This is a genomic window from Bradyrhizobium sp. USDA 4506 (assembly GCF_054058795.1).
This window is the reverse complement of sequence record NZ_JBSSBM010000002.1, coordinates 1205284-1229276: the sequence shown is the minus strand read 5'-3', so window position 1 is coordinate 1229276 and position 23993 is coordinate 1205284. Positions and strand designations below refer to the sequence as shown.

Below are 23993 nucleotides of genomic sequence, written 5' to 3'. Positions count from 1 at the left end.
GTGGAAGCCGCGCATGTTAATGCCGATGTTAGTCGGATTGTGACGTTGTTAGGTCAATGGTATAGATCATCTCAGATGTCGAGAGCTGAACCATCACCGCGGCGGATCCTGTTCATCGTCGAGAACCTTCCGGTTCCTTTCGATCGCAGGGTGTGGTGCGAAGCAACGTCGCTGCGCAAGGCGGGCTATGAAGTTTCTGTGATCTGCCCGAAGGGGCGGGGTCATGACGAGTCCTACGAATGCCTCGAGGGCATTCACATTTATCGCCATCCGATGCCGGTGGAAGCGCGCGGGATCGCCGCCTACCTGATCGAATATCCGGTTGCGCTGTTCTGGGAAACGCTGCTCGCGATCAAGGTGGCGTGGAAGCACGGCTTCGACGTGATCCAGGGCTGCAATCCGCCCGACCTCATCTTCCTGATCGGCCTGTTGTTCAAACTCGGCGGCAAGCGCTTCGTGTTCGATCATCACGACGTCAATCCCGAGCTCTACGAAGCAAAATTCGGCCGCAAGGACTTGTTCTGGCAGCTGCTGCGGCTGGTCGAATATCTCACCTTCAAGACGGCGAGCATCTCGATCGCGACCAACGAATCCTATCGCGAGATCGCGATCACGCGCGGCGGCATGCCGGCCAACCGGGTTTTCGTGGTGCGATCCGGCCCTAATCTCGACCGGGTGCGCTCGCGGCCGGCCGATCCGGCCTGGCGCCGTGGCCGGCGCTACAGCGTCGGCTATGTCGGCGTGATCGGCCAGTCGGAAGGCATCGATCTCTTGCTGCAGTCGATCGGCCACATCGTGCACGATCTCGGCCGCACCGACATCCAGTTCAACATCGCCGGCACCGGGCCGGAGTGGAATGCGGTGGTCAAGCTCTGCGAGGAGATGCAGCTCTCCGATTACGTGAACTTCACCGGCGCCATCGCGGATGACGCGCTGTTCACGATGCTCTCGACCGCTGACGTCTGCGTCAATCCGGACCGCGTCACGCCGATGAACGACATCTCCACCATGAACAAGATCATGGAGTACATGGCGCTCGGACGGCCGATCGTTCAGTTCGACGTTCGCGAAGGCCGCCGCTCGGCACTCGACGCCTCGCTCTATGCTGCGAAGAACGACCGGAGAGATTTCGCCAGCAAGATCATTACGTTGATCGACGATCCGGCATTGCGGCAGACGATGGGGGCATTTGGCCGTAACCGCGTCGAGCGCGCGCTGTCGTGGACGCATGAGGAGCCGAAGCTGCTCGCGGCCTATGAGGCGTTGTTCGCCGGGAAGGTCCCCGTACAAAGCCGTGCACCGCGCGCGCATGCCCCCGCCGAGCGGCCGACCTCGCAAACTTCCAGCGCGAACGCAGCCGCCGGGCGGGTATCGTCTTGAACGCGCAGCCGCCTCACTCACGTCAAACGCGACGCGGCTGCGGCCACGCGCACGTCCTGGATTGTTGAAGGTCGAAGCATGAACGTCAGCATTTTCGGCCTCGGCTATGTCGGAACGGTGTGCGCCGCCTGCTTCACCGAACTCGGCCACCAGATCATCGGCGTCGACAAGAGCGTTGCGAAGGTCGACCTGATCCGCGGAGGCAGGTCGCCGGTCGTCGAGCCGGGCATCTCGGACAAGGTGGCGCGCGCGGTGGCAACCGGTCAGCTGACCGCGACCACCGACGCCACCGAAGCGATCGTCAACAGCGACATATCGATGGTCTGCGTCGGCACGCCCTCGTCCGGCAACGGCAACCTCGACCTGACCGCGATCCGACAGGTCGCGATCGAGATCGGCCGCGGACTGCGCGCCAAGAACGCGCCGCACACCGTGACGATCCGCTCCACCGTGCTGCCTGGCACCACCCGCGGCACCGTCGGGCCGCTGATCGAGGAAGCCTCCGGCAACAGGATCGGACGCGATTTCGACCTTGCGTTCAATCCCGAGTTCCTGCGCGAGGGCAGCGCGATTGCGGATTTCAACGCGCCGTCCAAGACCGTGGTCGGCGCTTTCAATCAGGAAACCGCCGACCGCGTCATGGCGCTCTACAAGGACCTGCCGGGCGCCAAGATCACGCCGCTGGTCGAGACCGCGGAACTGGTGAAATATGTCGACAACAGCTGGCATGCGCTCAAGGTCAGCTTTGCCAACGAGATCGGCACGATTGCGAAGACGCTCGGCATCGACGGGCGCGACGTCATGAACATCTTCATGCAGGACACAAGGCTCAACATCTCGCCGGCCTATTTGCGGCCAGGCTTTGCGTTCGGCGGCTCCTGCCTGCCCAAGGACGTCAAGGCGCTGAAGCACCTTGCACACAGCCGCGGACTGTCGACGCCGGTGCTCGAGAGCATCCTGCCGAGCAATGACATGATCATGTCGCGCGGCGCCGACTGGATCCTGTCGCATGAGGGCCGCCGCATCGCGTTCCTCGGCATCAGCTTCAAGGCCGGCACCGACGACGTCCGCGACAGTCCCTTCGTGAGGCTGGTGAAGAGCCTGCGCGGCGAGCGGCGCGACATCCGGATCTACGACCCCAATGTGCAGCTCTCGCAACTGATCGGCGCCAACCGGGATTTCCTGATGCGCAATCCGGAGCTGGTCGGCTTGTTGAACGACGACGTGACGGCAACCATCGAGTGGGCCGACATTATTGTGCTGACGACGGCGGATCCGCGCTTCGTTGCGGCGCTGACGGCGACCCGTCCCGACCAGGTCGTGCTCGAACTGTCGGAGATCGGATTGCCCGAGCAGGTGCGCGCCAAAGTGAGCGGCTTTCACTGGTAGGGAATATCATGGCCACCATGGGCCAGACCCGCGAGCGACCCGAAATCCGCTTTCACGACGAGATTTCGTCGGGATGGGAGACGCTGCATCAGAGCCGCACCTTCAAGGCGCGGACGGCCGCGATGTTCGGCCTGCTCGGGAACGCGGACCTCAATGGGCAGCGCTGGCTCGACGCCGGTTGCGGCACCGGAACGCTATCCCGCCTGCTCGCCGCACGCGGTTGCGACGTCACCGGCGTCGACGCATCATCGGAGATGATTGCGGCGGCACACGGCCGCCGCGCCGGCGGCGCGCTCGCCGCGCGCCTCACATTTCAGCAGATCCCGACCATCGCAAGCCTGCCATTTCCCGATCGATCCTTCGACGGCGCGCTGTGCGCGAGCGTGTTGGAATATGTTCCCGACGCGGCGCAGTGCCTCGCCGAGATGCATCGCGTGCTCAGGCCTCGCGGGTTTTTGCTGCTCTCCATCCCCAACCGCGGATCGCTGCTGCGCCGGAGCTACAAGCTCGCGCATGCGGCCTCTTCACGCGTGTCGGCGCGGCCGCTGTTTCGCTATCTCGCGTTCTCCAAATTCGACACCTCGCCGGCGGCCATGCAGGATCTGCTGCGACAACCCGGCTTCACGATGCTGGGGAGCAGCTTTGCCGGCTCCCCGCTCCCGCCGGTGCTCGATCGCCAGGCGACGGTCGGCACGCTGATCAACGTCCTGGCCCGGCGCGACGATTGACCTGGCAGGCGGATAGCTGCCTCAGGCCTTGATCGCCATCAGCGATTTGGTCATGCCGAGATAGCGTTCGCGATAGATCTTCGCGTCCGGAAACGTTTCGGTCATCTCGCGCCAGTCGAACAGGTGCCAGTCGGGCGCGGTGCGCTTGAACCAAAAGCGGTTGAATATACTGATCAGCGCGATCTGCAGCCGCCTCGGCAGCAGGACGATGATGCCCGGCAGCCAGGTATGGCTTTCGATCGGAAAGTACCGGTACGGCGTCTGCACGTAGAAGGACTTCGCGACCCGCGAGATCTCGCCCGCAAAACGGTTCTGATGCTCGCGCGCGATGCTCTGAAACGCCGCTTCGTCCTCGATCGTCACGACATCCTGCTTCGGCCCGGTGACATGCTCGATCACCGACGAGCAGAAGCAGAAGTCGAACGCCTGATCGTCGAACGGCAGGCGCTCGGTCTCCCGCAGCAACACCGTCTTGAAGCCGAAGCGCTCGCGCGCGGCATTCAGATCGTCGGCCGATATGTCGCAAACCGTGATGTCGGTATGGCGAGGCAGGATCGCGCGAATGTGCCGGCCGGTGCCACCGCCAAGATCGAGGATTTTCGCATCGAGCGGCAGGTTCACGGTGCGGACGAGGAATTCGCCGCGCCGCTGGCGCGCCGCATTGGAAAATCGAGCTTGAATCGTACCCAGCAAGGTCAGTCTCCTGCTACCGGTCGGTCCGGTCTGGCACGGCATGCGCGATCCTTCACGCTACGACGCATCGATTTTCCTGCTCACTTGATGGCCTCGAAGAAGATCGACTCGTCCGGCCGGTTGTCGAGCCGGTCGATGTCGGGACAGACGCCCTCGCGATAGGCACGGGTGTGGGTTTCCGAACAGCCGGCGTCGCGGAACAGCGCGGCGAGCGAGGCGCGGGTAAAGCCCCAGTGATGCGCGAAGGCGGCCTCCCTGCGGCGCTCGATCTCGAACACGCTCCTGAGGAAAGCCTGCGGCGCCGCCGGATCGTAGAGCGCGACAATCCGCTCCATGTCGGGGACGACGATCCGACATACCCCGCCAGGCGCCAGCACCCGCGCGATCTCGCGCGCCAGCCGCTCGACCTCGTCGGGAAACAGGTGCTCGAAGACATGCGCGCTGAATACTGCCGAGAGGCTGCGATCCGCGAACGGCAGCGGCTTGGTGAGGTTCATGTGGCGCAGCCCGGCAAACTTGCCCTGGCGATGCTCGGCATAGCGGGTATCGCTCAGGAGGCCAGCGATATGCAGCGCTTTCGCCGCGAACGGCACCCGCGCGATCCACAGGTGCATTGTGATGTCGGTATTGATCCAGCCCGCGATGCCGCAATTGAAGGCGCCGATATGCAGCTTTTCGAGCGAGCCGCCGCGCGCGTCGTCGGTCATGTCCGCTCCCGCGCCGAATTGGTCAGCACAACCGTGATCACCGACGCCGCGCTGGAAGCCACCATCGCCGCAACCGCGCCCATCACCTGCCAGGCATCCGCCGCGAACGGCAGGACGCAGCACAGCGCGACGAGACCGGCAATCCGGCTCAGCATGAATCGCTGCGGCTTGCCGGTCGCAAACAGCGGCAGCGCGAGGCCGAGCCACACCGCGTCGAGCGCCATCGCAGCGCCCATCAAGGCGAGGCTGCCGGTGCCGATCTCGTAACTCTGTCCGTGGATGACAAGCGGCAGAATGCGCTGGCCGAGGAGCACGATCACCGCGCCGTAGGCGGCCGCGATCGATCCGAGCAGCAGGGCATTTTCGCGCGCGGCAGCGGCGACAGCGCTGCGCCGGCCGGCGCGCAGTTCGGCTGCGATTTCCGGCAGGCGAACCGAGAACATCGTCGCGCAGAACTGGCTGAGCGGTGCGAACGCCAAGAGCAGGATCCGCAGCGATGCGCTCGCGTCCAGCCCGATCAGGAAGCCGCAGACCGGGATCAGCCCGATGCTGCCGATCCAGTAGGTGAACGAGGTCGCGACGAACCAGCGCCCGTTCCGAAACAGCCGCCGCAGCGAGCCGCGGAAGATTCTGGCTTGCGGCCAGGCCAGCTCGCTGGTGTGGGCCAGCAGCAAGCTGCCGGCGAGCGCGGCCGAGATCGCGATGCACGCCATCGCCGCAGCGGCGCCGGTGAGCTTGAGGGCGATCATCAACCCGGCCGAGACGACCAGCGCCACGCAATAGGTCAGCGAGGACGCCACCGCGCGCGGCAGCCGCCCATCGAGATAGCAAATCCGGCGGAACATGCTCTGCAGCCGAACCGCCGGGATCGCAAGCCCGGTTGCGATCACGAGCCCGCCGGCCTCCCCGCCGACGGCTGTGATCACAAAGCCCGCACCCGCCAGGAGCAGACCGAGCGCACCCGAGACGAGCAGCGACGACAGATAGAGGCCGAGCCGCAGTTGCGGCCATAGCGATTTCGGGATGCGGTGCGCAGTCGCCGGCAAGCCGTCGTCGAACAGGCCGCGCAGAAACACCGCCTCGATCAGGATCGAGAGCGACCAGGCGACGCTGAACCTACCGAACGAATTGATATCGAGCACGTTGGCGAGCACGATCGTCAGCGCGAAGGCAGACCCGCTCAGCAGCGCCTGGTCGATCAGGCCGAGCGCGACATTGCCGCCGGCACGCCGCAGCCGGCGGAGCAACCCGCTCACGGCACCGGCGACCCGGGTCTGAGCCGCCACCCGGTCCAGCCTGTCGGTCAATGCACTCACGCCTCACTCACCCGCAATCTGTTGAATGTCCGCCGCGGCGCCATTTGCAGCCTGGCCTCCGGGCCGAAATAGCACCAGAACACCAGCACACAGCCGAAATAATTGTGCAGCAGCTGGCTGGAGTCATTGGCCGACGCGATCACGACGAACAGCAGCATCGCGAATGGTGCCAGCCAGTACATCCCTGTCCGCTCGAACGCAAAGACGATCGTGTTCCACAACGCGCGCGCCAGCAGCAGCATATAGAGCGCACCGCCGAGCAGGCCGAACTGGAGAAAGGCGTCAAGATAGGAGTTCTCGAACGAGCCGAACTCGGTATTCCACGGCGCCATGCTCGTCAGCTCGTTCACCGGCGAGTTCGGCAGTTCGTTGAAGAATCCCGAAAACCCGTAGCCGAGCCAGGGGTGCTGCCAGAAGAAGTGCGGCCAGACCGACCAGAGGAACGAGCGGCCGGTCAGGTTTCCGCTGCGGCCCACCAGCCCGTACAACTCGTCGCTCGGCAGGGCGAACACGACAAGCGCAACAAGAGCGAGGCCAAGCCAATAGATCGAGGCAGCCCCCCTGTGCCCGAGCACCACGAGCACGAGCCCGAAGGTCACGGCAAGCGCCGTCAACATGCTGATCAGCGGACCTGCGGCGCCGGCCGCGGCGAGCGCAAAAAGATGACATCCCATCAGCAGCAGCGTCCAGCCGAACTGGCGGCGCGGTCCTGCCAGCATGCGCACGAAGCAGATCAGCACCATGAGACCGAAGAATGCGCCCGCGAGGTTCTTGTGACCGAACACGCCGGCATAGGCCTGGGTTCCGAGCACCGTCGGCCGATGCAGCGGGTCGTAATCCCATTGCGACCCGATCACCGGAAACAGCAGGACGTGAACGATCAGCACCACGATCCCGATCCGGAACAGCGCATCGACGAGACGATCGACCGGGCAGCTGATCACGACCCACGCCGAGAACATCGTGGTCAACAGATACATCGCGAACTTGATCGACGAGCCGGCGGGGTCGGCGCTCAGCGCCAGTGATACCAGGGCGAAGGCGATGAACGTCAGATAGAGATGCGACTGCAGCATCAGCAGGCCGAAGCGCTTCCGATCGATTGCAATGTGCAGCACCAGGAGGATGTAGAGCAGCAGCCAGGCGCCGCGGAACAGCGTGGATTCCCCGGCCCTTTCCGCGAACGAGATGCCCTCGATGAAATTGAACAGGAAATAGATGCAGCCGAGCACCATCACCAGATAGGCGTGCAGAAAGACATCGGTTCGCAGCCACCATCTGCCGATCATTGCACGGCCTCCTGCCGGGCCGGAGCCCTCAAGAGATGATCGACCGCGGCCGCAAAACGCGCCGCGGCGTCGGCAAGCGCATCGCGTCGCACGCTCTGCCGGGCCTGCCGCGACATCGCCTCCCAGTGCGCGGGATGTTCGAGCAAGCCGCGCGCCGCGTCGACCCAAACCTGTTCATCGAGCGCGCAAACATAGCCGTTGTCCTGGTCACGGACCAACTCGCCGCCTGCCCCGACATGGGGCGACACCAGGCACGGAACCCCGCACTGCAGGGCCTCGTTGCACACCAGGCCCCACGGTTCCAGCAATGAGGGCAGCAGCAACAGCCGCGACTGCAGAAAAGCGTCCGATATCGCCTGCCACGGCAGATAGCGGTCGTGGCTGACATCGATGCCGGCACCGCCGAGCCGCGCCAGCATGCGCCGTTCGGCGGCGCCGGATCCGACCACACGCACCTTCAGCCCGGGCACGATCCGGCCAAGCGCGATCGCGACGTTCTCGAAGAAGATCGCATTCTTGGCGTCGTCATTGAGGCGGGCGCACCACAGCAGATGAAATGGACGGTCGTCGAATGCCGGCACAACCGCCGGCGAATCCCATGCCGGCACCAACGGCACCACGAACAGGTCGTCGGCGCGAACACCCTCGCCGCGGAAATACGCCCTACCCTTGTCGCTGCAACACACCACTGCGTCGCACTGGCGCAGCAGCCAGGGCCGCGCCAGACGGTGATAGGCGGTGTTGGGCATCGTCTCGCGCCAGCCGTCGATCGTCAGCGCGAGCGCCTTGCCGTTGGCGCGCGCCCATGCCGCGCCCGCCAGCATCGAGGGATAAAGACCGTTGACGAACAGCAGGTCGGGCGCGAGCGCGTTCAAGGCGCGCCCGATCCCGATATTGACGTGGGTGTGACGCGACCGCGACAGCGGGATCGATACACCCGGCACCGTGCGCGTGATGTAGCGCGGCGTGAACGAGCCGGCCCAGGAGCGATCGGCCTCCTGCGGTGTACAGGACAGCACGGCGAGATCCAGCCCGCGGCTGACCAGCTCGTTGTAGAGACGGTTGGTGTAAGGTGTGATCATGTTGTTGAAGACGACCACGCGCGGCGCCATGGCTTACCGGTCCCGCGGCAGCGCCTGCGCCTCGTCGCGCCGGCAGAGCGCCCCGCAATGATAGGTCGCAAGCCGGGTCGCGAACGCCTGGCCGACCGATAACAGCGACTTCCGCACAATGCTTTTGGCAAGCCCCCTCACCCGCGACGAGTGGAAGGCGTGAACCGGCAGGCTGTGGTCATAGGTGCCGAAGCCCGTGACGTGGAGCCCCGCCGTCTCCAGCACCAGGCGGAACGTGTCGGGTGTGTAGAAATTGATATGGCCGATGTCGAGCGTCGATTGCAACGCCCGGCGATTGGTCCGCGCATGCAGCTCACACGGCACCTCGACATAGACGAAGGTCCGCGCGACCCGGGCGAGCTCGTGCAGGAATGCCCGCGGTTCGGGCACGTGCTCCAGGACGTGGCTGGCATAGACGAGGTCGAACGATCCGTCGGCGAACGGGATCGTCGCGCCGTCATAGCTGGACCAGCGAAATGGGGCTGAAGCGGCGCCGTCGATCTCCAGATTGGTCGCGGGATCGATCACGTCGATGCCGGTGAAGTCGCGGCCGACGCCGATCGCCGACAGCCGCGCCAGCACGGCGCCGGTGCCGCAGCCGACCTCGAGCACATTGCCGACCTTCGCGGCGGCTGCGCCGAGCAAGCCGGCGATATGATCCGCCTTGTCGACCGCGCAGACGCGGCGCCAGTCGCGCTCCTCCGCCGAATAGACGCCCTCATAATGCGCGTTGTGCTGTCCGATGCAAAATTCCATCGTCATGGCCTAGCGCTCGCCTCCGGCGGCATTCGGGCAGACTCGTCGAGGCGGTCGTTCGATTTGTGCTCCCAATTGCGCCGCTCCGCCGGCGAGCGGCGGTCGAGATCGTATCCAATGTCAGCCATGGTGCGGGTCAGGATATCGACGTTCCGTTGCGGAACAGCTGCAAGGCCGGCGAGCAGCGTGTCACGGTGCGCCCAGCCCGGTCCCTTCAGCAGATCGATTGCCTCGGTGTACAACTCAGTCTTCACGAGACGCGCGAACTCGGCAACCACGTTGGACGAAAGATCAGGCGGCAGCGCGTCGAACATTGCGAGCGCCATCGCGCTGCGCTTGACCACGATCCAGCCCTCATTGGGTCCGAGCCGGTACGACATCCGCAGCAGGTCGAAATTGGCGTCGCTCAAGCCCTGCCGTATATTGCGAAGCCAGAACAGCACGAGCCAGAGATAGGGATCGGCCGGCGCGCAGCCGAGCGATTTGCGGACGGCTTCGTCAAGCTCGCCCATCCGGGCGTCGACCTGCGCGCCGGATGCGAGCGCGTTCTCGGCGCGCCGCAGCCGGATCACCGCCGCGCTGCGATCGATGGCCGGCATGCAATCCTTCTCCGCCACGGCGCGCGACAGCAGCGGACCGAGGTTGTCGAGCTCGGCGTCGCTGACCGGTACGTTGCGAAGGATCAGGTCCTTTGCGCCGTCGAGTCGGGTCTGGTCGATAAAGTCCGGCAAGGTGGTCGCGCCCCAGGCGACGGACGAGCACGCGACCGCGGCCAGCAAGCCGCGCGCAAGCCAGGCGGCTGCGCGCCCGGGCATCCCGCCGTGCGTCTCACTCGGTGTAGCCATATCGCCCATAGTGCGAGTTGTAATAGTAGTTCTTGCCGCCATAGCCGCTATAGCGGCTCATCGCGGCAATATCGGCCTTATTGAGCACGACGCCGAGCAGGTTCTCGTTGACCGCTCGCGCACTGCGCAGCGCGCGCTCGACCACCTGCACCTGGGTCTTGCCCCATTCCACGATGAAGACGAAGGAATCGACGAAGTGGGCGGTGATGCGGACATCGACCACCGGCGTGAGCGGCGGGAAATCGACGATCACGTAGTCATAGTGGCTGCGGGCCCCGTCGATGAAATCCCTCATCTGGTCGGAGGCAAGCACGTCGTGCGAATGGGCGATGCGCGATCGCGTGGCGCCAGGCAGGAAGGCGAGGCCGGTCTCGGGATCGCGCCAGAGCGTGTCCTGCAATGTCGCATTGTTCGACAGCACGTCGAGGATGCCGCGCTCGGCAGTCGCCGCGACCTTGCGGCTGAGCGAGGGATTGCGCAGATCGCAATCGATCAGGAGCACGCGGGCCCCGCTCTGGGCAACCAGTTGCGCAAATACGAAGGCCAGCGTCGACTTGCCCTCGTTGGGCAGCGCCGAGGTCAGCCCGAGAATCTTTGACGGCTTGGTGACGTTGAGGTCGGCATTGACCTTGATCGAGCGGATCGCTTCCGAGAACCGCGAGAATGGCGAATCGATCGCCGCCCACAGCACCGGCTCGTCGCCGCGCCGGATCGTACGCGGACCGATCGGCAGATTGGGACGACCGGCGACCGGCGCCTTGATCTGGCCCGGCGAGACGCGGGGAACGATGGCGACGCAGTCGGCCTCGAGGATCGTCTCGACCATTTCAGCGGTGCGGAACACCCGGTCATAGAGGTCGCGCAACACGCCGAGCCCGAGCCCGGCGATCAGGCCGCCGAGCGCCGAGAGCGCGAGCACGACCAAGGTCTGCGGATGGCTCTTGCTGAGCGGACGCGAGGCACGGGTGATCACCCGCGCCTCGCTGACCGGGAACGACTGCTGCTGCACGTTTTCCATGTAGCGCTGCAGGAAATTGTCGTAGAGCGAGCGATAGGTCTGCGCCGAGCTCTCGAGCTCGCGCAGCGTGACCTGCGCCTGGTTGGTCGACTGCGACTGCGACACCGAGTCGTTCACGGCGCGCTCGATCTCGTTCTGGCGCTGCAGGGCGATCGCATAGTCGCTCTTGTAGCTTTCGGCGAGCCGCTTCAGCTCGTCCACAATCGACGACTGGATCTCGCGCATCTGGTTGCGCAGGTTGACGGCGGCCAAATGATTGTAGCCGTAGCGCGACGACCAGTCGGCCTCGCGGTTGGCCAGCTCGAGATATTGCGAGCGCAGCTTGGTGATGACCTGGTTGTTCAGGGTATCGGCCACCGTCGCATCGGGGACGCCTCCCTTCACCACCGCCTCGATGCGGTCGAGCTTGGCCTTGGCGTCGGTGACCTGCGACTTCACGTGGAGCAGCTGGGTGTTGAGCTCGCCGAGCTGCTGCTCGTTGAGCAGCTTGCCGCTGGAGGTGACGATGTTGTTGGTCTTCTTGTAGTCGAGCACCGCGCGCTCGGCGTTGGATGCCTGCGTGCGCAGCTCCTGGATGCGGTCCTGCAGCCAGACACTGGCGCGGCGCGTCGCCTGATATTTGGAATCGAGCTGGTCGACGATGTAGGCGTCGGCGACGGCGTTGGCGATCTGCGCCGCGCGCTCGGGATCGAGCGAACGGAAGCTGACCTCGATCACATAAGTCATGCCGCGGCGGCGGACGTCGAGCTGCTTCTGGAACGTGCGGACCGCGCGCCGGGTCCGGTCGAATTCGGTGGGCGGCGCCCCGCCGGCGAGCAGGCCGGACACGAAATCGAGCACGGCTCCTACCGCGCCGGCCCTGGAGCCGACGAATTCCGGATCCTCGTTGAGCTTGAGGTCGCGGATCACCGCGAGCGCCACATTCTCCGACTTCAGGATTTCGACCTGGCTCTCGACCGCGGCGGAATCGACGGGGGCCTCGCTCACCGGCGATTGCTGCTGGAAGGCCTGGAATTTGCGCGTGTCGATGATCATCGTGGCAAGCGCCGTATAGCTCGGCGCCCGCCGTCGCCAGGTAGCAGATGCCGCCGAACAGGCAGAGCGCGGCGGTCCCGAGGATGACCCAGTATTGCCGGAGCAGATAGGTGACGAAGGCGTCGAAGGTTTCCGCCAGCGACGGCAATTCAGCCGGACGATTTCTCAGATCGACAGACGGCGAAATCTGGTTGCGCTGAAGCATCTCGTCCTATCGCCGCGCCGGCAGGATAGATCCTGCCCTCGCGCCCTCCAATGATCCTGGGAAGCGTCCCGCCGCCGACACCGAAGCGCGTTGCTGCAGAAAGTTCTCCATTGGCGATCGGACGTCCGCTCAGGGGGTAACTGTTGAAATGAGTGTGGTGCCGGTGCCCGTGGCCGTACCGGTCGTCGTGCTGCCCGAACTGCTGACCGACGAGGTGAAGCTGAAGATGCCGGTGTTCACGCTGTTGCCGTCGATGGCCTCGAGCGTGCCGCCGCCGGCGCCGCTGGCGCCCAGCGCGCTGGTCTGGCCGCCGGATGCGCCGGCGCTGCCCGCGCCGCCGGCGCCGGTCGCCGCGGTGCCGCTGTCACCCGATGCAGCAGCAAACGCCATCACGGTGTCGAGATCCTTGGTGTCGGCAATCGCCTGCTGGATGCGCGTCGCGTAGGGCTGGTTGCTGCGCACCACGATGCGCGCGGCCTGGGCGAGGCCGGCAGCGATCGCCGTCTTCTGGTCCTTGCTTGCCTTGGCGAGCAGCGCAATCAGCGGATCGAGCGATGTCGGATCGTTGAGGGCGAAATCGCGCGCCCGCGAGGTCAACTCCACGCCTGCATTCGGATACTGGGTCAGCAGCTGCTCGGGATTGGCCTTGAAATTGGTGACCGCCTGGGACAGCTGGATCAGCCCGCCAGGTGTCTCCGCCAGCGCCGCGCCACCGGGTGTCGCGAGCACCAACATCACCACCAACGTCGCCAGGCGCGGGGCGGAAAAGCCGCCGGATCGCTCAAATGTGAACACAGCTATCTCCCTAACGAATACTAACAGTTCGTTAGCATAGTCAGAGTTATCGCGCCAATTAAATAGCCTCGCCGGCCGCGGCCGGGCCGTGGCGCGCGAAATCAGCGTTAACCGGCCGTCCGACCGTAGCACGGGCGTCACGGTCGGAGCCGCCACCGCCGGCGCCCCGGCCGGAGCGGAAGGATTGCGACAGGCCTGCCCCGAGCAAGGCCGCGATAACAACGGCATAGCCGGTGATCTGGAGCGAGAAATCGATTATCGAATGGAGTGCGCCGGCGACCGACGCGCAGAGCGCCGCGAGCGGCACGATCACGTCGCGGCGACGGGTCCGCACGCCATGCGCGAGCACGACGAACGCCGCGAGCAGCGCGATCATAGCGGCGCCGGCCATTAACATTCCGCCGTCGGACGCCAGTTCGAGCCAGCTGTTGTGTGCCCGGTTCCAGGTCCCGCGCAGCGAGATGTCGTCGGTGCGATAGGCCGGATAAACCCATTCGAAGGTCCCGAAACCATCGCCGAGCCACGGGTGATCCCAGATCATCCGCAACGTTGCGCGATAGGTCGAGAACCGTCCCTCATCGGACAGGCCCATCGTGCTGAAGCGCGCGCCAACGCCGCCGCCGAGAAGCTGCAGCAGTGCCAGCGCGACCAGGCTGCCGACCCCGAGCACCACGATCATGCCGTAGCGGCGCGGCACCCGTTTGCGAAAGAAGATCGCGGCAGCCGCGACCGCGGCGAGCAGCGAGATCCCGACGCCGCCGCGCGAGCCGGTCAGAAACATCGCCAGCAGGCAAGTGAGCCAGCCGAACGCATGGCCGGCGAGCCGGCGCCGCGCCGGCATATCGAGGCGCCCGAGCAGCCGTGACAGGCCGGCACGGCGCGGCGGCCAATGCCGCTCGATCAGCTCGCAGCTGAACAACAGCCAGATTAGCGCACAGCAACCGTAATAGATGCCGGCAGTGTTGCGATTGACGAAGGGAGATGTCAGCCACGCCAGGTGCGCCTGCTTCTCGTGCAGCAGGTAGATCCGGGTGGGATCGATCACGAAAGTGATGATGCCGCAGATCGCATAGACCAGGCCCGCCGCGGCCACCGCCCGCAACAACCCGCGCGCCAGTCCGCGGTTGGCACCGAGCACGACGCCGATGGCGAAGCTGAGCAGGCAAACGATTCCGACGCCGATCGAATAGAACGGCTGACCGCGCGCGATCGACACGGCCGGCGGCAACTCGGCAGGCAGCAATTTGCCGGCCTCCGCCCACAACGCGTTCGGCGCCACACCCGACCAGGGGTGGAGCGCCGACTGCTCGTGCAGCACCAGCATGGCAAGCGCCGTCAACAACGCCGTCACGGCGAGGATCATGAGCTGACTGCCGCGCAGGCGCATCGGCAACACCCCGAGCAGTGCAATCCCGAGCAGGATCGACCAGATCGCGGGCGCAACAGCACCGACCGAGCCGAGCGGCAGAGGCGCCAAAGCGACGACGGCGCAGAACAGCCACGATGACCAGCGCACCGGCCACGACAACGCCGTCGCCTCGCTTGAGCCGGAAGCTAATCTTAAGCGTGTCATGAAGCCGGCCGTGCCGGCTCACGCCCCAGTATCAGGGCGCAAGCTTGATCGAATTACGAAGTAAGGTTGCGTTGTAGGCGGCTACGATCGGATCGTTCGCCGTTGCGGTCACGAGGCGGATCTGCTGCATCACCTTGGCGTCCTCGACGGATGCCGCGTTCGACGCATAGAGCACGTCCTTGTTGCGCAACTGGAAACGCGTGGCCAGGAAATAGCCGGCCGGATCGCGGAAATTGATGTTGTAGACGACCGGGATGATCGGCCCTGAATATTTGCTGACGTCGACGCCAAGCTTGGCGGCCACCTCCGGCAGTTCGCCGCGATAGACGAACACCGAGGCCGGATCGGCCGAGGAGTCGTTCAGGCCGCCCGCCTTGGCAACGGCTTCGGCGAGCGAGATGCGCCAGGCCTCGAAATTGAACTGGCCCTGCGCGCCCGACGCGCCGAAGGCGACGAAGGTCTGCGGCTCGCGGTAGACATAAATGGTGTCGCCGGGGTGGGCGTAGATATTGCTCTTGGGCTCGTAGACCAGTTGGCCGAACGGCACCGTGGTACGTTTGCCGTCGCGCTCGAGCATGACCCATGTGTCAAAGCCCTGCCCTTTCGGGCCGCCGGCGCGCGTGATGGCGTCGAGCACATGCTCACCCGCGGCATTGGCGGGGAAGCGGTTCGGCGAATTGACCTCGCCGAGCACGGAGATCAGCGAGGTGCGCTGCTCGATCAGGGCGACCACGGCCTGCGGCTCGATCGCGCGGTTCTTCAGCGCATCGACGATCGAGCGCTGCACTTCGGTCGGTGTGCGGTTCTTGGCGCGGATCGCGCCTGCATAAGGCACCGAGATGTTGCCGTCGGTATCGACGTTCTGGTTCGGCAGCGTGATGTAGTTGCCGGGACGCACGCCGGCCTCGACCGGAATGAACAGACCGCCGGCCGCGGCCTCGAAGATCGTGACGCTGACGACGTCGCCGATGCCGAAGCGGATGTCCTTCGGCGGCGGGCCCTGGATGCCACCGGCGAGTTGCGGCGCGAATGACGCCAGCACATTCTCGATCTGCGGTGTGATCTTGACCATCGCATAGGGCAGGCTTTCGGGATCGCGCTGCCCGGCCACGACATCGGAGCTCGTCGGGCCGTTGGTCGGCATGTAATGGCAACCGCTGACCCAACAGCCGGCCGCAAGCAATAACATCACCCGAATGAAATTCGCACGCGACATTCAAATACTCCGGCCGTGCCGTAACACGTCGACTATCACAATCACAAGTTTCCGCGATATATTGCGATGCAATTGATAAATAATGTTAGCGAGGTGAGGCAATTCGGCGACACCGGCGCACCGCCGTGAGACAAAGCCCCGCGCGCCGTCACTCCGGCTTTGCTTTTGTCCGATGTTCCCGTTATCTGTGAATGAGATGGTTTGAGTTAACCAATTGAGGGTTCGATGGCCCGCTTGAAGCCACTGGCGATCGCGTTGGGAATGGTCGCCTTGCTGTTGGGCGGTTCTGTTGGCAGCTCAGTTTTTGCCGCTGAATTGGGTATTTCCCCTGGGCCGCGCGCCGTGCAACGGGTCAACGGCAACTGTCAGCGGCTGCAATATTGTCGTGGCGACGTCTGCCAGTGGAAACGGGTTTGCTGGCACGGCTGTCCCGATCGCTACTCCTGCGCGCCGCTCTATGGCGCCTATGGACCGTATGGCGGCCGCGATTATTGGGCTGCCTATAGTTACGGCGATCTGCGTCCGTTCTGAATGTTAATCGACTAACAAAACCACAGGTCATCGAGGTCGGCCGGCACCGCGCCGACGGCTCTGCGACGTGCGGGTTAACCCCGGCTTAGGCCCGGCCCGATATCATGCGGGCGCAGGGTTTGGTTATGTTATTTGTTTTCCTTGGCAATTTCATCGGCGGCACCGTTCTCGGGCTGCGCCAGCACTGTCTGGTGCTGGCGCCGGTGGCGCTCGCGGAAGTCGCGCTGCTGGCCGCCATCGGGGGCGCGCGCCTGTCGTGGTCGGAAACCGCGCTGCTCATGATCGCTGCGATCGTAGCGCTGCAAGTCGGATATCTGGCAAGCACCTTCGCGTCGCTGTTCTGGTCTCGCACCTCGACGCCACGTCTCGCCCTGCGCCGTTCGCAATAGCAGGGCATAACACTGCCCCCTTTGGCGTGCCCGATTTCCGTTGACCTCGCGGCAAGCCCGGGGCATCCCGCTGCCTTGGGCGCGCGCGCCCGCCATTCTGCAGGACCTCCCCTCTCGTGTGGAACGTCACGGCCTTCATCTGCATCTTGATCGGGGCGTCGATTCCGCTCGGTCTCATCGACGCATCGCTCGCGACGGGTCTCGTCGGCGCGGCGACGTCGCTCGGGCTGCTCGCAAGCCTGCTGGCGATCCGTCCAGGTGAGCTGTCGTTCCTCAAGTCGGTCGCCGGTCCCGCTGTTGCGGCGGCGCTTCTGCCGATGCTCTGGATCATCCTGCAGATGTTTCCGCTGGCGGCCCTGGCGCATCCGGTGTGGAAGTTCGCCGGCGAAACGCTGGGAGCACAGCTCAGCGGCAGCATCACGATCGACACCGGCGCAAGCTTCGGCGCGCTGCTGATCTGGCTGTCACTCATGTCAGCCATGATCACCGCCGCCGCTGTCGCGATCGACGCCCGCCGCGCCGATATGGTGGCCCGCACCGTTGCAGCAACCGCGGCCGTCGCGGCCCTGATCCTGCTGCTATCAAGCGATCCGGTCAAAGTCTGGTCTGGCGCTGCACGCGATGAGACGGCAAACGGATTCCTGGTCGTCGTTCTCGTTGGCGTTCCGCTCGGCCTTGCGCGCGCGCTCGACGTCGGCGGACACGCCGATGGCCGCACCGCCGCCCAATTGAGACGGCTGCGCTGGCTGCTCGCTGCCGGCGCGCTGCTCTGCGCCGCCAGCGCCTGCTGGGTTGGGCGGCGCGGCGCCGCGATCGCGATTGCCGCGGGCATCGCCCTCGTCCTGATGACCTTCGCCGCGCGGAAACTTCATCTGCACCGCTGGAGCAGCGCTGCTGCTGCGGCAGCGATCGCGCTGATCGCCCTGGCGACGGCGATCGGCAACCGTCATCCCGACGTGCCGCTTGCGGTCGCCTTTGTTCATGCACCGTCCGAGTTCGTGCAATCGACCCACAATCTGCTCGCCGACCTGCCCGCGCTCGGCAGCGGCGCCGGCGCCACGGCAACGCTGGCGTCGACCTATATGGACTGGCAGGGCGCCACCACGCGCCCTGTGGTTGCGACCAGCGCGGCGGCCTTGATCGCGCAATTCGGTTCCGCCATGTTCTGGACTCTAGTTGCGGCTATCATCGTCGGCATCGCAGCGTTCACGGCCGGTGCGCGCAATCGCGGCCGCGACTGGTCCTACCCTGCATCGGCGGCAGCCGTCCTGCTGACGCTGCTGCTTGCTGGCTTCACCTTGCCGGAATTGCCGGCGCTGCCCGGAGTGATCGTGTTGGGAGCCGTGATCGGAACAGGACTGGCACAGCGGATCAGCCGTTCACGGTCGCAGGCGGGCTAGACGCCAGATGCGCAGCTTCCTCCAGCGTCTTGTCGGCCAGACCGGCGATCTCGAACATGAGGGCGACGAGACCTGCATCTACGCCGTCGGCGATATCCACGGTCATGCCGACCTGCTGCACGAGATCTGCGCCCGCATCGATGCCGACATCCGTCGGTTCCGGCCGGCGCGACCGATCCAGGTGTTCCTCGGCGACTATATCGATCGCGGACCGGATTCGCGCGATGTCATCGCCATGCTCGAACAACGCCGCCGCACCCGCAGCATGGTCTGCCTGCTCGGCAATCACGAGGCCTGCCTGCTGGAATTTCTCGTCAATCCCGACATGCTCGCGCAATGGCGGCAGTTTGGCGGCTTGCAAACGCTGATGTCCTACGGCCTGACGCCCTCGCCCAATCCCGACGCTTCCGAACGCAGGGCGCTCGCCCGGCAATTGATCCGCCAGATGCCGCCGGCCCATCTCGCCTTCCTGCGCTCGCTGCCGCTCTGTTATGTGCACAAACGCTATTTCTTCGTCCATGCCGGCGTCAGGCCCGGCGTCGCGCTCAACCAGCAGCGCAAGGAGGATCTGCTCTGGATCCGCGACGACTTCCTTATCTCGGAAGATGATTTCGGCAAGGTCGTGGTCCACGGCCATACGCCGGTGCATGAGGCCGAGCTGCTGCGCAACCGCATCAATGTCGACACCGGTGCCTATGCGACCGGCCGCCTGACCTGCGTCAAGCTTGAGGGAGCCCGGCGAACCCTGCTGATGACCGGCAACCGGGCCGCGCGCCATGGCTAATACGATGGCTAACACGATGGCTGACGCGATCGGCCGGAATGCGAGGCGTCTCTCGCCGGCCTTCGTGCCGGCCGCCGCTGCGATCGGCGCGGCGACGCTGGCCTTGTCGACCTGGTGGCTTGCCGCCGATGCATTGAGCGCCAAACCGGCGATCGCCGCAGAGGTCGGCATGGTCAGAGGCGAGCTGTGGCTGCGCGACGGCTGGAGCCAATTGCAGACGTCACCGGAGGCGGCCGAAGCCGCGTTCACGCGCGCGCTTCGCCTCTCGCCGATGGACGCCGGTGCCTGGTTCGGCCTCGCCTCGGCAACCGGACGGTTCGACTGGCTGAACCCGACCGCGTCGAAGGCGCTCAAGATGTCTTACTATACCGGCTTCAACCGCAGCGACCTGATCGCGCCGCGCCTGATCCTTTTGGCGCAGGTCGACACCACGCGCGATGTCGAATTGGTCGACCTGCTGCAGCGGCAGATCCGCCTGATCCTCACGCGGGCGCCGGAACTGAAGGGCGCGATCGGGCAGGCCTATCGCGTGGCTGGCGACGCCAACCGGCGCATCATCGAGGCGGAGTTCAAGGACGCCAACCAGAGCATTCCGCAGTAACGCGCGCCTGGCGCCCAGATGCCCAGCCGTCAGATACCCTTGTGACGCAACACCGCGCCGACCGTGCGCAGCAGGATGCGCAGGTCGAGCACGAAGCTCCAGCTCTTGATGTAGATGAGGTCATGCGCCACCCGCAGCTGCATGTCCTCGATCGCCGGCGTCGCGCCGCGCAGCCCTTGCACCTGCGCGAGACCGGTGATGCCGGGCTTGACGTGCTGGCGCTCTGCATAGCTCGCGATCAGCTTCGAATATTTGTCGTCATGCGCCAGCGCGTGCGGCCGCGGCCCGACCAGCGACATGTCGCCGCGCAATACGTTCACCAGCTGCGGCAGTTCGTCGATGCTGCGGCGGCGCAGGGTCGCGCCGATCCCGGTCAGCCGCGGATCGTTCGGGCGGGCCTGCGTGATGATATCGCCATCCTCGAGCACGTGCATCGAGCGGAATTTGAGAATGGTGAATTGCTTGCCGTCGAAGCCGTTGCGGCGCTGCCGGAACAGGACCGGCCCCCTGGAGTCGAGCTTGATCGCAATCGCCGTTCCGATCAGCAGCGGCGCGAACAGCACCAGGAGGCCGCTGGACGCCACGATGTCGAACAGTCGCTTGCCGGCGCGCTCGAGCGAAGTAAGCGGCGAGCGCTGCATTTCCAGCGTCGGGATCGGGCCGGTCGCCACCATCCGCAGTGCCAGGAACCGCTCCGCGGTCCGGTCCGGCAGCAGCCGCACCGGCAGCGGCGATGCCCGCAGCTGATCGCACACGAACTGGATGCGCGGCTCCTGCTGCCAGGGCATGGCCAGGATGATCTCGTCGGCGCCGCACTCGCGGGCTGCAAGAATGGCCGACGCGACGGCGGCCCGGTCGCCGGCGTCGTCGGACGATCCGGAGAGCTGGACCCGTCGCACCTCGCTGAGGCCGAAATCGCGCAGCAGGCTCGCTTGCCGCACCCGGGACAATTCGTCCGCCATCCCGACCACGACCGCGCGGCGCGTGGCCAGCATGCCGCGGTCGATCGCGCGTTGCAGCGGCGCCTGCAGCAGCATCCGTCCGCCGACCAGCCCGAGGCCGCCGATCAGGCCAAATGACAGCACCGACCCGCGCGAGACGCCGGAACCCACCTTCAAAAGGAAGATGATCAGGGTCATCAGCAGAACGACCAGCAGCCATCCGCCGAGCAGGCTGCTCCAGCGCCGGTCGAGACCGGCCAGCACCTGCGCATTGTAGAGGCCCTGCGACTTCGCCACGAACATGTGAAGGATGGCGGCGAGGACCCCGATCCCTAGAAAACCCTCGAAGCTGCTGCTATAAACCGTGTGGTAGTAAAAGAGGTGATAGGCCGCGCCGCCGACGATGCTGGACAGCACGACGATTATCATCTCGAACGCGACGGCAAACGCCTCGAGGGAGGCGAAAGCCAACGAGAAGGCGCCGAAGTTAACCGGTACCTTCGCCAATCGAGCGTCCGAAAGGTCGGTCATCGGGAATTAACATTCGTGTTAACAATTCATATGTGTATTATCAGGCGGGTTGTGAGCTCGCAAGACCTGCTGCGGATATCGGATAGAGAGCGCGCATGAGTTCATCGGCTGGCGAAACCGAGGCCGCGCTGGTGGCCCTCCTCCATCTCATCCGCCTGATGGGCGCCGAGCTCGTCGCGGGCCAGCACCGCGACGACGTCGAGGTGCTGGTCAAGGCGATCGAGACAAAGCTGCGCGCGGCCCGCTTCCCGGCCGACATGCCGAATCAGGACATCGTCAGGGGCTTGGACCTTGCACAGGCCAGACTGCGTCCGATCTTCGCAGAACTGCGCGCAAGGTCGGAGAAGGCACATCTGAGCGACCAGCTGCTGCTGGCTCCCAGGCCTTCACGCATCCACTAACGGATAGCTTACGTCAGCTTTGGGCTTCACCACGGCGGGGCAAGCCGCTCCCGCCGCCGGACCTGAGCGCAAGCTTTTCCTCGATCTTCATTTTCTCGAGCAGCAAGTCGGTCACGATACGGCGCAGCCGTTCATTTTCCAGCCGTAATTCATCAATACGGTTATGGACAGGGGGGATCCCATCTCTATCATCGGTGCGAGCGGCGAATTCGGTAACAGTACCATTCGCCTGGTGGCCACGTGCGGCCTCCTGCTTGCGCCAGCGATGAAATGTCATCACGCTAACGCCCAGCACCTTGCACGCTTGGGCCTGGGACTGCCCCCGCGCCATGAGTTCCTCGGCCTGTTTGACCTTGGAACTGATCTCCTCAGTAGAATGACGCCTCATTGGTCATCTCATTGCCCCCTAGATTAGCAATCATCGCATGGCCTATAAGCTATGTAAATGCAACAGGAAATTCAAATTGAGGGTTTCCCGGGGGCCTTTCGGGAGCCTCGAACTTGCCGGTCGGCAGCAACACATAGTGCGAAGAAACGCCGAAGCTGCAAGGTATTGAGCGGAATATACGGGGAATATTCCTCCGCTGAAAGGGCCCGATAAAAAAAGTTATACGACTTTCTGTGTATGAGAGTTTGATCGGGATAACTGGCGCACTGTTTGCATTCTCAAACGGGAAGCAAATGAGAATATTCAATCGGTCTCTCGACAGATTGTGAGTGCGCCATGCCTCGCCGCGATAATCGCCCCACCGGTCAAGCGCAACTTTCACAAATTTCTAACAAATTAATCCCGCGACTTTCGCGTCCGGCCGCTTGCGGGCGTACACGCCCAGCAGTAGTTACTAGGACGTTAGGTGTCATGAGGGTTTCAACATATTTGAGGATTATTTTCACGAAACCTAACGCTCATATCTCGATCCACGAATTATCAATTAAGCGCTTTCCCACCCGAGGCCATCAGGCGGAACCACGTCCGCCCGATAATCCGCGAACCATTCCGTGCTGACGCTTGTCAGAGCCAGTCTCTGATCAACATTTTTGCGAGGATCGACACCATGGCGCGTCTCAAGGTCTTCGAGGGGAACCAACCCGCGTCAAGCGAGGCGGCCGACATCCTGGAACGCCTCGTCGCGGAGAATTGCGAGCTCCGGCATACCGCGGTCGAACTGGTCTTGCAGAATTGGATCCTGCGCGAGCGTCTGTCCGATGTCGGGGCACGCAAGTCCGTGCCGCTGGAGCACTGACCGCCCCCACCCTCACGACCGCGATTATCCGCAGCAACCGCAGCAACGTCCGCCAGCTCGCCTAAACGAGCATCGGGCCAGCGCATCATTCAATTTAGAATTGAAATGTCCGCAACTGCAGGCGCGCCAGCATGCTCGCCGGATTGGCGAGGATGTGGCCGCATATTCTGCCGATGAGAAAGAGGCTGACGGACTTCAGCTGTGAACCCGGCGCAGCGCGACGCGCGGGGTGTTCTGCTCTCGAGACATGCCGAACGAACGCGACGAGCCCGGGCGTTCCTGGATTTCACGTAACTCAGCGATATCAAGCATCAGCGCAACGACTTCGTTGCGCAGCGATTGATTGGTCGCGAGCAACGCCTCTTCGATCGGCTGATGCAAATGTTGAACTTTGTGCTGCTTCATGGCGCGCCCTCGCTCTGCGGTTAAGGGTATGAGCGATGTGATTGAAGTTTCGATGACAAGGTTATTCCGCGCACATGGAAGGCGGTTAATGGGGCAGGTTTGCGACCAACATGGCTCCGAGTTAAATTTTCTCAATCAGGTTCCACAACCTGATCGCGAAGCGCTCGATCGGCGGCCTTTGATGTGTCGTACAGATGAGTTGGCAGCGGCAGCTATGAGGCGCGCGGCTGGACAACGCGGCTCAATGTGGGTCGGAAGCTCTACCAAGCGCATGATATTGCTTGGTGATCATTGATGGCTGCCGAGTTGTTTCAACCGAACGTGCATTGTCCGGCTATCACAATGTCGCCGTGTTACAGCGATCGCGCTTCAAGGGACGCGCTCAGCTGCACACAAGATATTCCACCAAAGCTGCTCCGCAGACGCAAAATCTGCTGCTGCCACGTCCATCAAGGATCGCAGAGTGTTTCGACCGGTTGCGAATATTGAAGCGGCTTACGGTGCCCTGAAGCGCTCGAGCAATCCAGCGAAATGAATTCAACGCTGAACATCGGACCAAACGCGATTTCGCCTCCGCCGGACCCAACCGCGCTAACGCTATTCTAATTAAAATGAGCGGGACCGAAGCGTCCGGCTTGAACAGTGGGAGTGAACGCCTTTCGCGCGCCTGTCGCTGCATTCGCACGCGCTTGCACAGTCCCCACGAACA

24 protein-coding genes are annotated in these 23993 nt (G+C 64.3%); 10 read left to right on the top strand and 14 right to left on the bottom strand.

Features of this window, described 5'->3' with window-relative positions; genetic code table 11:
- The first annotated feature begins 75 nt into the window (after positions 1-75).
- The 3 genes from ACVIHF_RS08035 (at position 76) to ACVIHF_RS08025 (ending at position 3497) form a co-directional block, all read left to right on the top strand.
- Positions 76-1380: a glycosyltransferase family 4 protein gene (locus ACVIHF_RS08035; protein WP_225641875.1), complete on the top strand. Its 1305-nt coding sequence runs from the start codon at positions 76-78 to the stop codon at positions 1378-1380.
- A 78-nt stretch (positions 1381-1458) separates the two neighbouring features.
- Positions 1459-2769 carry a nucleotide sugar dehydrogenase gene (locus ACVIHF_RS08030; protein WP_253609500.1) on the top strand — a complete coding sequence of 437 codons (1311 nt, stop codon included), beginning with the start codon at positions 1459-1461 and terminating at the stop codon, positions 2767-2769.
- Between the two features lie 8 nt (positions 2770-2777).
- A complete protein-coding gene (locus ACVIHF_RS08025) occupies positions 2778-3497 on the top strand; it encodes a class I SAM-dependent methyltransferase (RefSeq protein ID WP_253609501.1) in 720 nt (239 codons plus the stop codon).
- 21 nt (positions 3498-3518) lie between these two features.
- Here the strand turns inward: ACVIHF_RS08025 and ACVIHF_RS08020 are convergent, their stop codons facing one another.
- The 11 genes from ACVIHF_RS08020 to ACVIHF_RS07970 form a co-directional block, all read right to left on the bottom strand.
- Positions 3519-4190 (bottom strand): class I SAM-dependent methyltransferase, encoded by a 672-nt coding sequence (locus tag ACVIHF_RS08020; protein ID WP_253609502.1) that lies wholly within the window; start codon positions 4188-4190, stop codon positions 3519-3521.
- Between the two features lie 80 nt (positions 4191-4270).
- Positions 4271-4897: a class I SAM-dependent methyltransferase gene (locus ACVIHF_RS08015; RefSeq protein WP_253609503.1), complete on the bottom strand. Its 627-nt coding sequence runs from the start codon at positions 4895-4897 to the stop codon at positions 4271-4273.
- On the bottom strand, positions 4894-6213 hold the full coding sequence (locus tag ACVIHF_RS08010) for a polysaccharide transporter (RefSeq protein WP_456791889.1): 1320 nt from the start codon (positions 6211-6213) through the stop codon (positions 4894-4896). The genes ACVIHF_RS08015 and ACVIHF_RS08010 overlap by 4 nt, the downstream gene beginning before the upstream one ends.
- Positions 6210-7502, bottom strand: a complete 1293-nt coding sequence (locus ACVIHF_RS08005; RefSeq protein ID WP_253609505.1) for an O-antigen ligase family protein — start codon at positions 7500-7502, stop codon at positions 6210-6212. The genes ACVIHF_RS08010 and ACVIHF_RS08005 overlap by 4 nt, the downstream gene beginning before the upstream one ends.
- Positions 7499-8614: a glycosyltransferase family 4 protein gene (locus tag ACVIHF_RS08000; RefSeq protein WP_253609506.1), complete on the bottom strand. Its 1116-nt coding sequence runs from the start codon at positions 8612-8614 to the stop codon at positions 7499-7501. The genes ACVIHF_RS08005 and ACVIHF_RS08000 overlap by 4 nt, the downstream gene beginning before the upstream one ends.
- A gap of 3 nt (positions 8615-8617) precedes the next feature.
- Positions 8618-9376: a class I SAM-dependent methyltransferase gene (locus ACVIHF_RS07995; RefSeq protein ID WP_253609507.1), complete on the bottom strand. Its 759-nt coding sequence runs from the start codon at positions 9374-9376 to the stop codon at positions 8618-8620.
- A complete protein-coding gene (locus ACVIHF_RS07990; protein ID WP_253609508.1) occupies positions 9373-10185 on the bottom strand; it encodes a hypothetical protein in 813 nt (270 codons plus the stop codon). The genes ACVIHF_RS07995 and ACVIHF_RS07990 overlap by 4 nt, the downstream gene beginning before the upstream one ends.
- A gap of 13 nt (positions 10186-10198) precedes the next feature.
- Positions 10199-12268, bottom strand: a complete 2070-nt coding sequence (locus ACVIHF_RS07985) for a polysaccharide biosynthesis tyrosine autokinase (protein ID WP_456791888.1) — start codon at positions 12266-12268, stop codon at positions 10199-10201.
- Positions 12269-12602: 334 nt separating this feature from the next.
- On the bottom strand, positions 12603-13268 hold the full coding sequence (locus tag ACVIHF_RS07980; RefSeq protein WP_253609510.1) for a hypothetical protein: 666 nt from the start codon (positions 13266-13268) through the stop codon (positions 12603-12605).
- A gap of 58 nt (positions 13269-13326) precedes the next feature.
- Positions 13327-14841 carry an O-antigen ligase family protein gene (locus ACVIHF_RS07975; protein ID WP_456791887.1) on the bottom strand — a complete coding sequence of 505 codons (1515 nt, stop codon included), beginning with the start codon at positions 14839-14841 and terminating at the stop codon, positions 13327-13329.
- Between the two features lie 31 nt (positions 14842-14872).
- The gene (locus ACVIHF_RS07970; RefSeq protein ID WP_253609512.1) at positions 14873-16057 is read right to left on the bottom strand and encodes a polysaccharide biosynthesis/export family protein; all 1185 of its coding nucleotides are present in this window, start codon (positions 16055-16057) and stop codon (positions 14873-14875) included.
- Between the two features lie 225 nt (positions 16058-16282).
- Here ACVIHF_RS07970 and ACVIHF_RS07965 point away from each other — a divergent pair, with 225 nt between their 5' ends.
- From ACVIHF_RS07965 to ACVIHF_RS07945, 5 genes are all read left to right on the top strand, one after another.
- Positions 16283-16588, top strand: a complete 306-nt coding sequence (locus tag ACVIHF_RS07965; protein ID WP_253609513.1) for a hypothetical protein — start codon at positions 16283-16285, stop codon at positions 16586-16588.
- Positions 16589-16692: 104 nt separating this feature from the next.
- Positions 16693-16977, top strand: coding sequence for a hypothetical protein (locus tag ACVIHF_RS07960; protein WP_225161239.1), 285 nt, complete (start codon positions 16693-16695; stop codon positions 16975-16977).
- A 116-nt stretch (positions 16978-17093) separates the two neighbouring features.
- On the top strand, positions 17094-18377 hold the full coding sequence (locus tag ACVIHF_RS07955; protein WP_253609514.1) for a hypothetical protein: 1284 nt from the start codon (positions 17094-17096) through the stop codon (positions 18375-18377).
- 7 nt (positions 18378-18384) lie between these two features.
- Positions 18385-19161, top strand: coding sequence for a metallophosphoesterase family protein (locus ACVIHF_RS07950; protein ID WP_082654012.1), 777 nt, complete (start codon positions 18385-18387; stop codon positions 19159-19161).
- 16 nt (positions 19162-19177) lie between these two features.
- The gene (locus ACVIHF_RS07945; protein ID WP_253609515.1) at positions 19178-19762 is read left to right on the top strand and encodes a hypothetical protein; all 585 of its coding nucleotides are present in this window, start codon (positions 19178-19180) and stop codon (positions 19760-19762) included.
- Between the two features lie 29 nt (positions 19763-19791).
- On the opposite strand, the gene ACVIHF_RS07940 is transcribed toward ACVIHF_RS07945, so the two are convergent.
- Positions 19792-21210 (bottom strand): undecaprenyl-phosphate glucose phosphotransferase, encoded by a 1419-nt coding sequence (locus tag ACVIHF_RS07940; RefSeq protein WP_253609516.1) that lies wholly within the window; start codon positions 21208-21210, stop codon positions 19792-19794.
- A gap of 119 nt (positions 21211-21329) precedes the next feature.
- On the opposite strand from ACVIHF_RS07940, the gene ACVIHF_RS07935 reads away from it, so the two are divergent.
- Entirely contained in the window at positions 21330-21635 is a 306-nt protein-coding gene (locus ACVIHF_RS07935) for a hypothetical protein (protein WP_092079551.1), read from the top strand.
- Positions 21636-21648: 13 nt separating this feature from the next.
- Here the strand turns inward: ACVIHF_RS07935 and ACVIHF_RS07930 are convergent, their stop codons facing one another.
- The gene (locus ACVIHF_RS07930) at positions 21649-22023 is read right to left on the bottom strand and encodes a helix-turn-helix domain-containing protein (RefSeq protein WP_018270679.1); all 375 of its coding nucleotides are present in this window, start codon (positions 22021-22023) and stop codon (positions 21649-21651) included.
- 667 nt (positions 22024-22690) lie between these two features.
- Here ACVIHF_RS07930 and ACVIHF_RS07925 point away from each other — a divergent pair.
- Positions 22691-22879 (top strand): hypothetical protein, encoded by a 189-nt coding sequence (locus ACVIHF_RS07925; protein ID WP_028331611.1) that lies wholly within the window; start codon positions 22691-22693, stop codon positions 22877-22879.
- Positions 22880-23074: 195 nt separating this feature from the next.
- Here the strand turns inward: ACVIHF_RS07925 and ACVIHF_RS07920 are convergent, their stop codons facing one another.
- Positions 23075-23284: a hypothetical protein gene (locus tag ACVIHF_RS07920; protein WP_016841790.1), complete on the bottom strand. Its 210-nt coding sequence runs from the start codon at positions 23282-23284 to the stop codon at positions 23075-23077.
- Between the last annotated feature and the right edge of the window lie 709 nt (positions 23285-23993).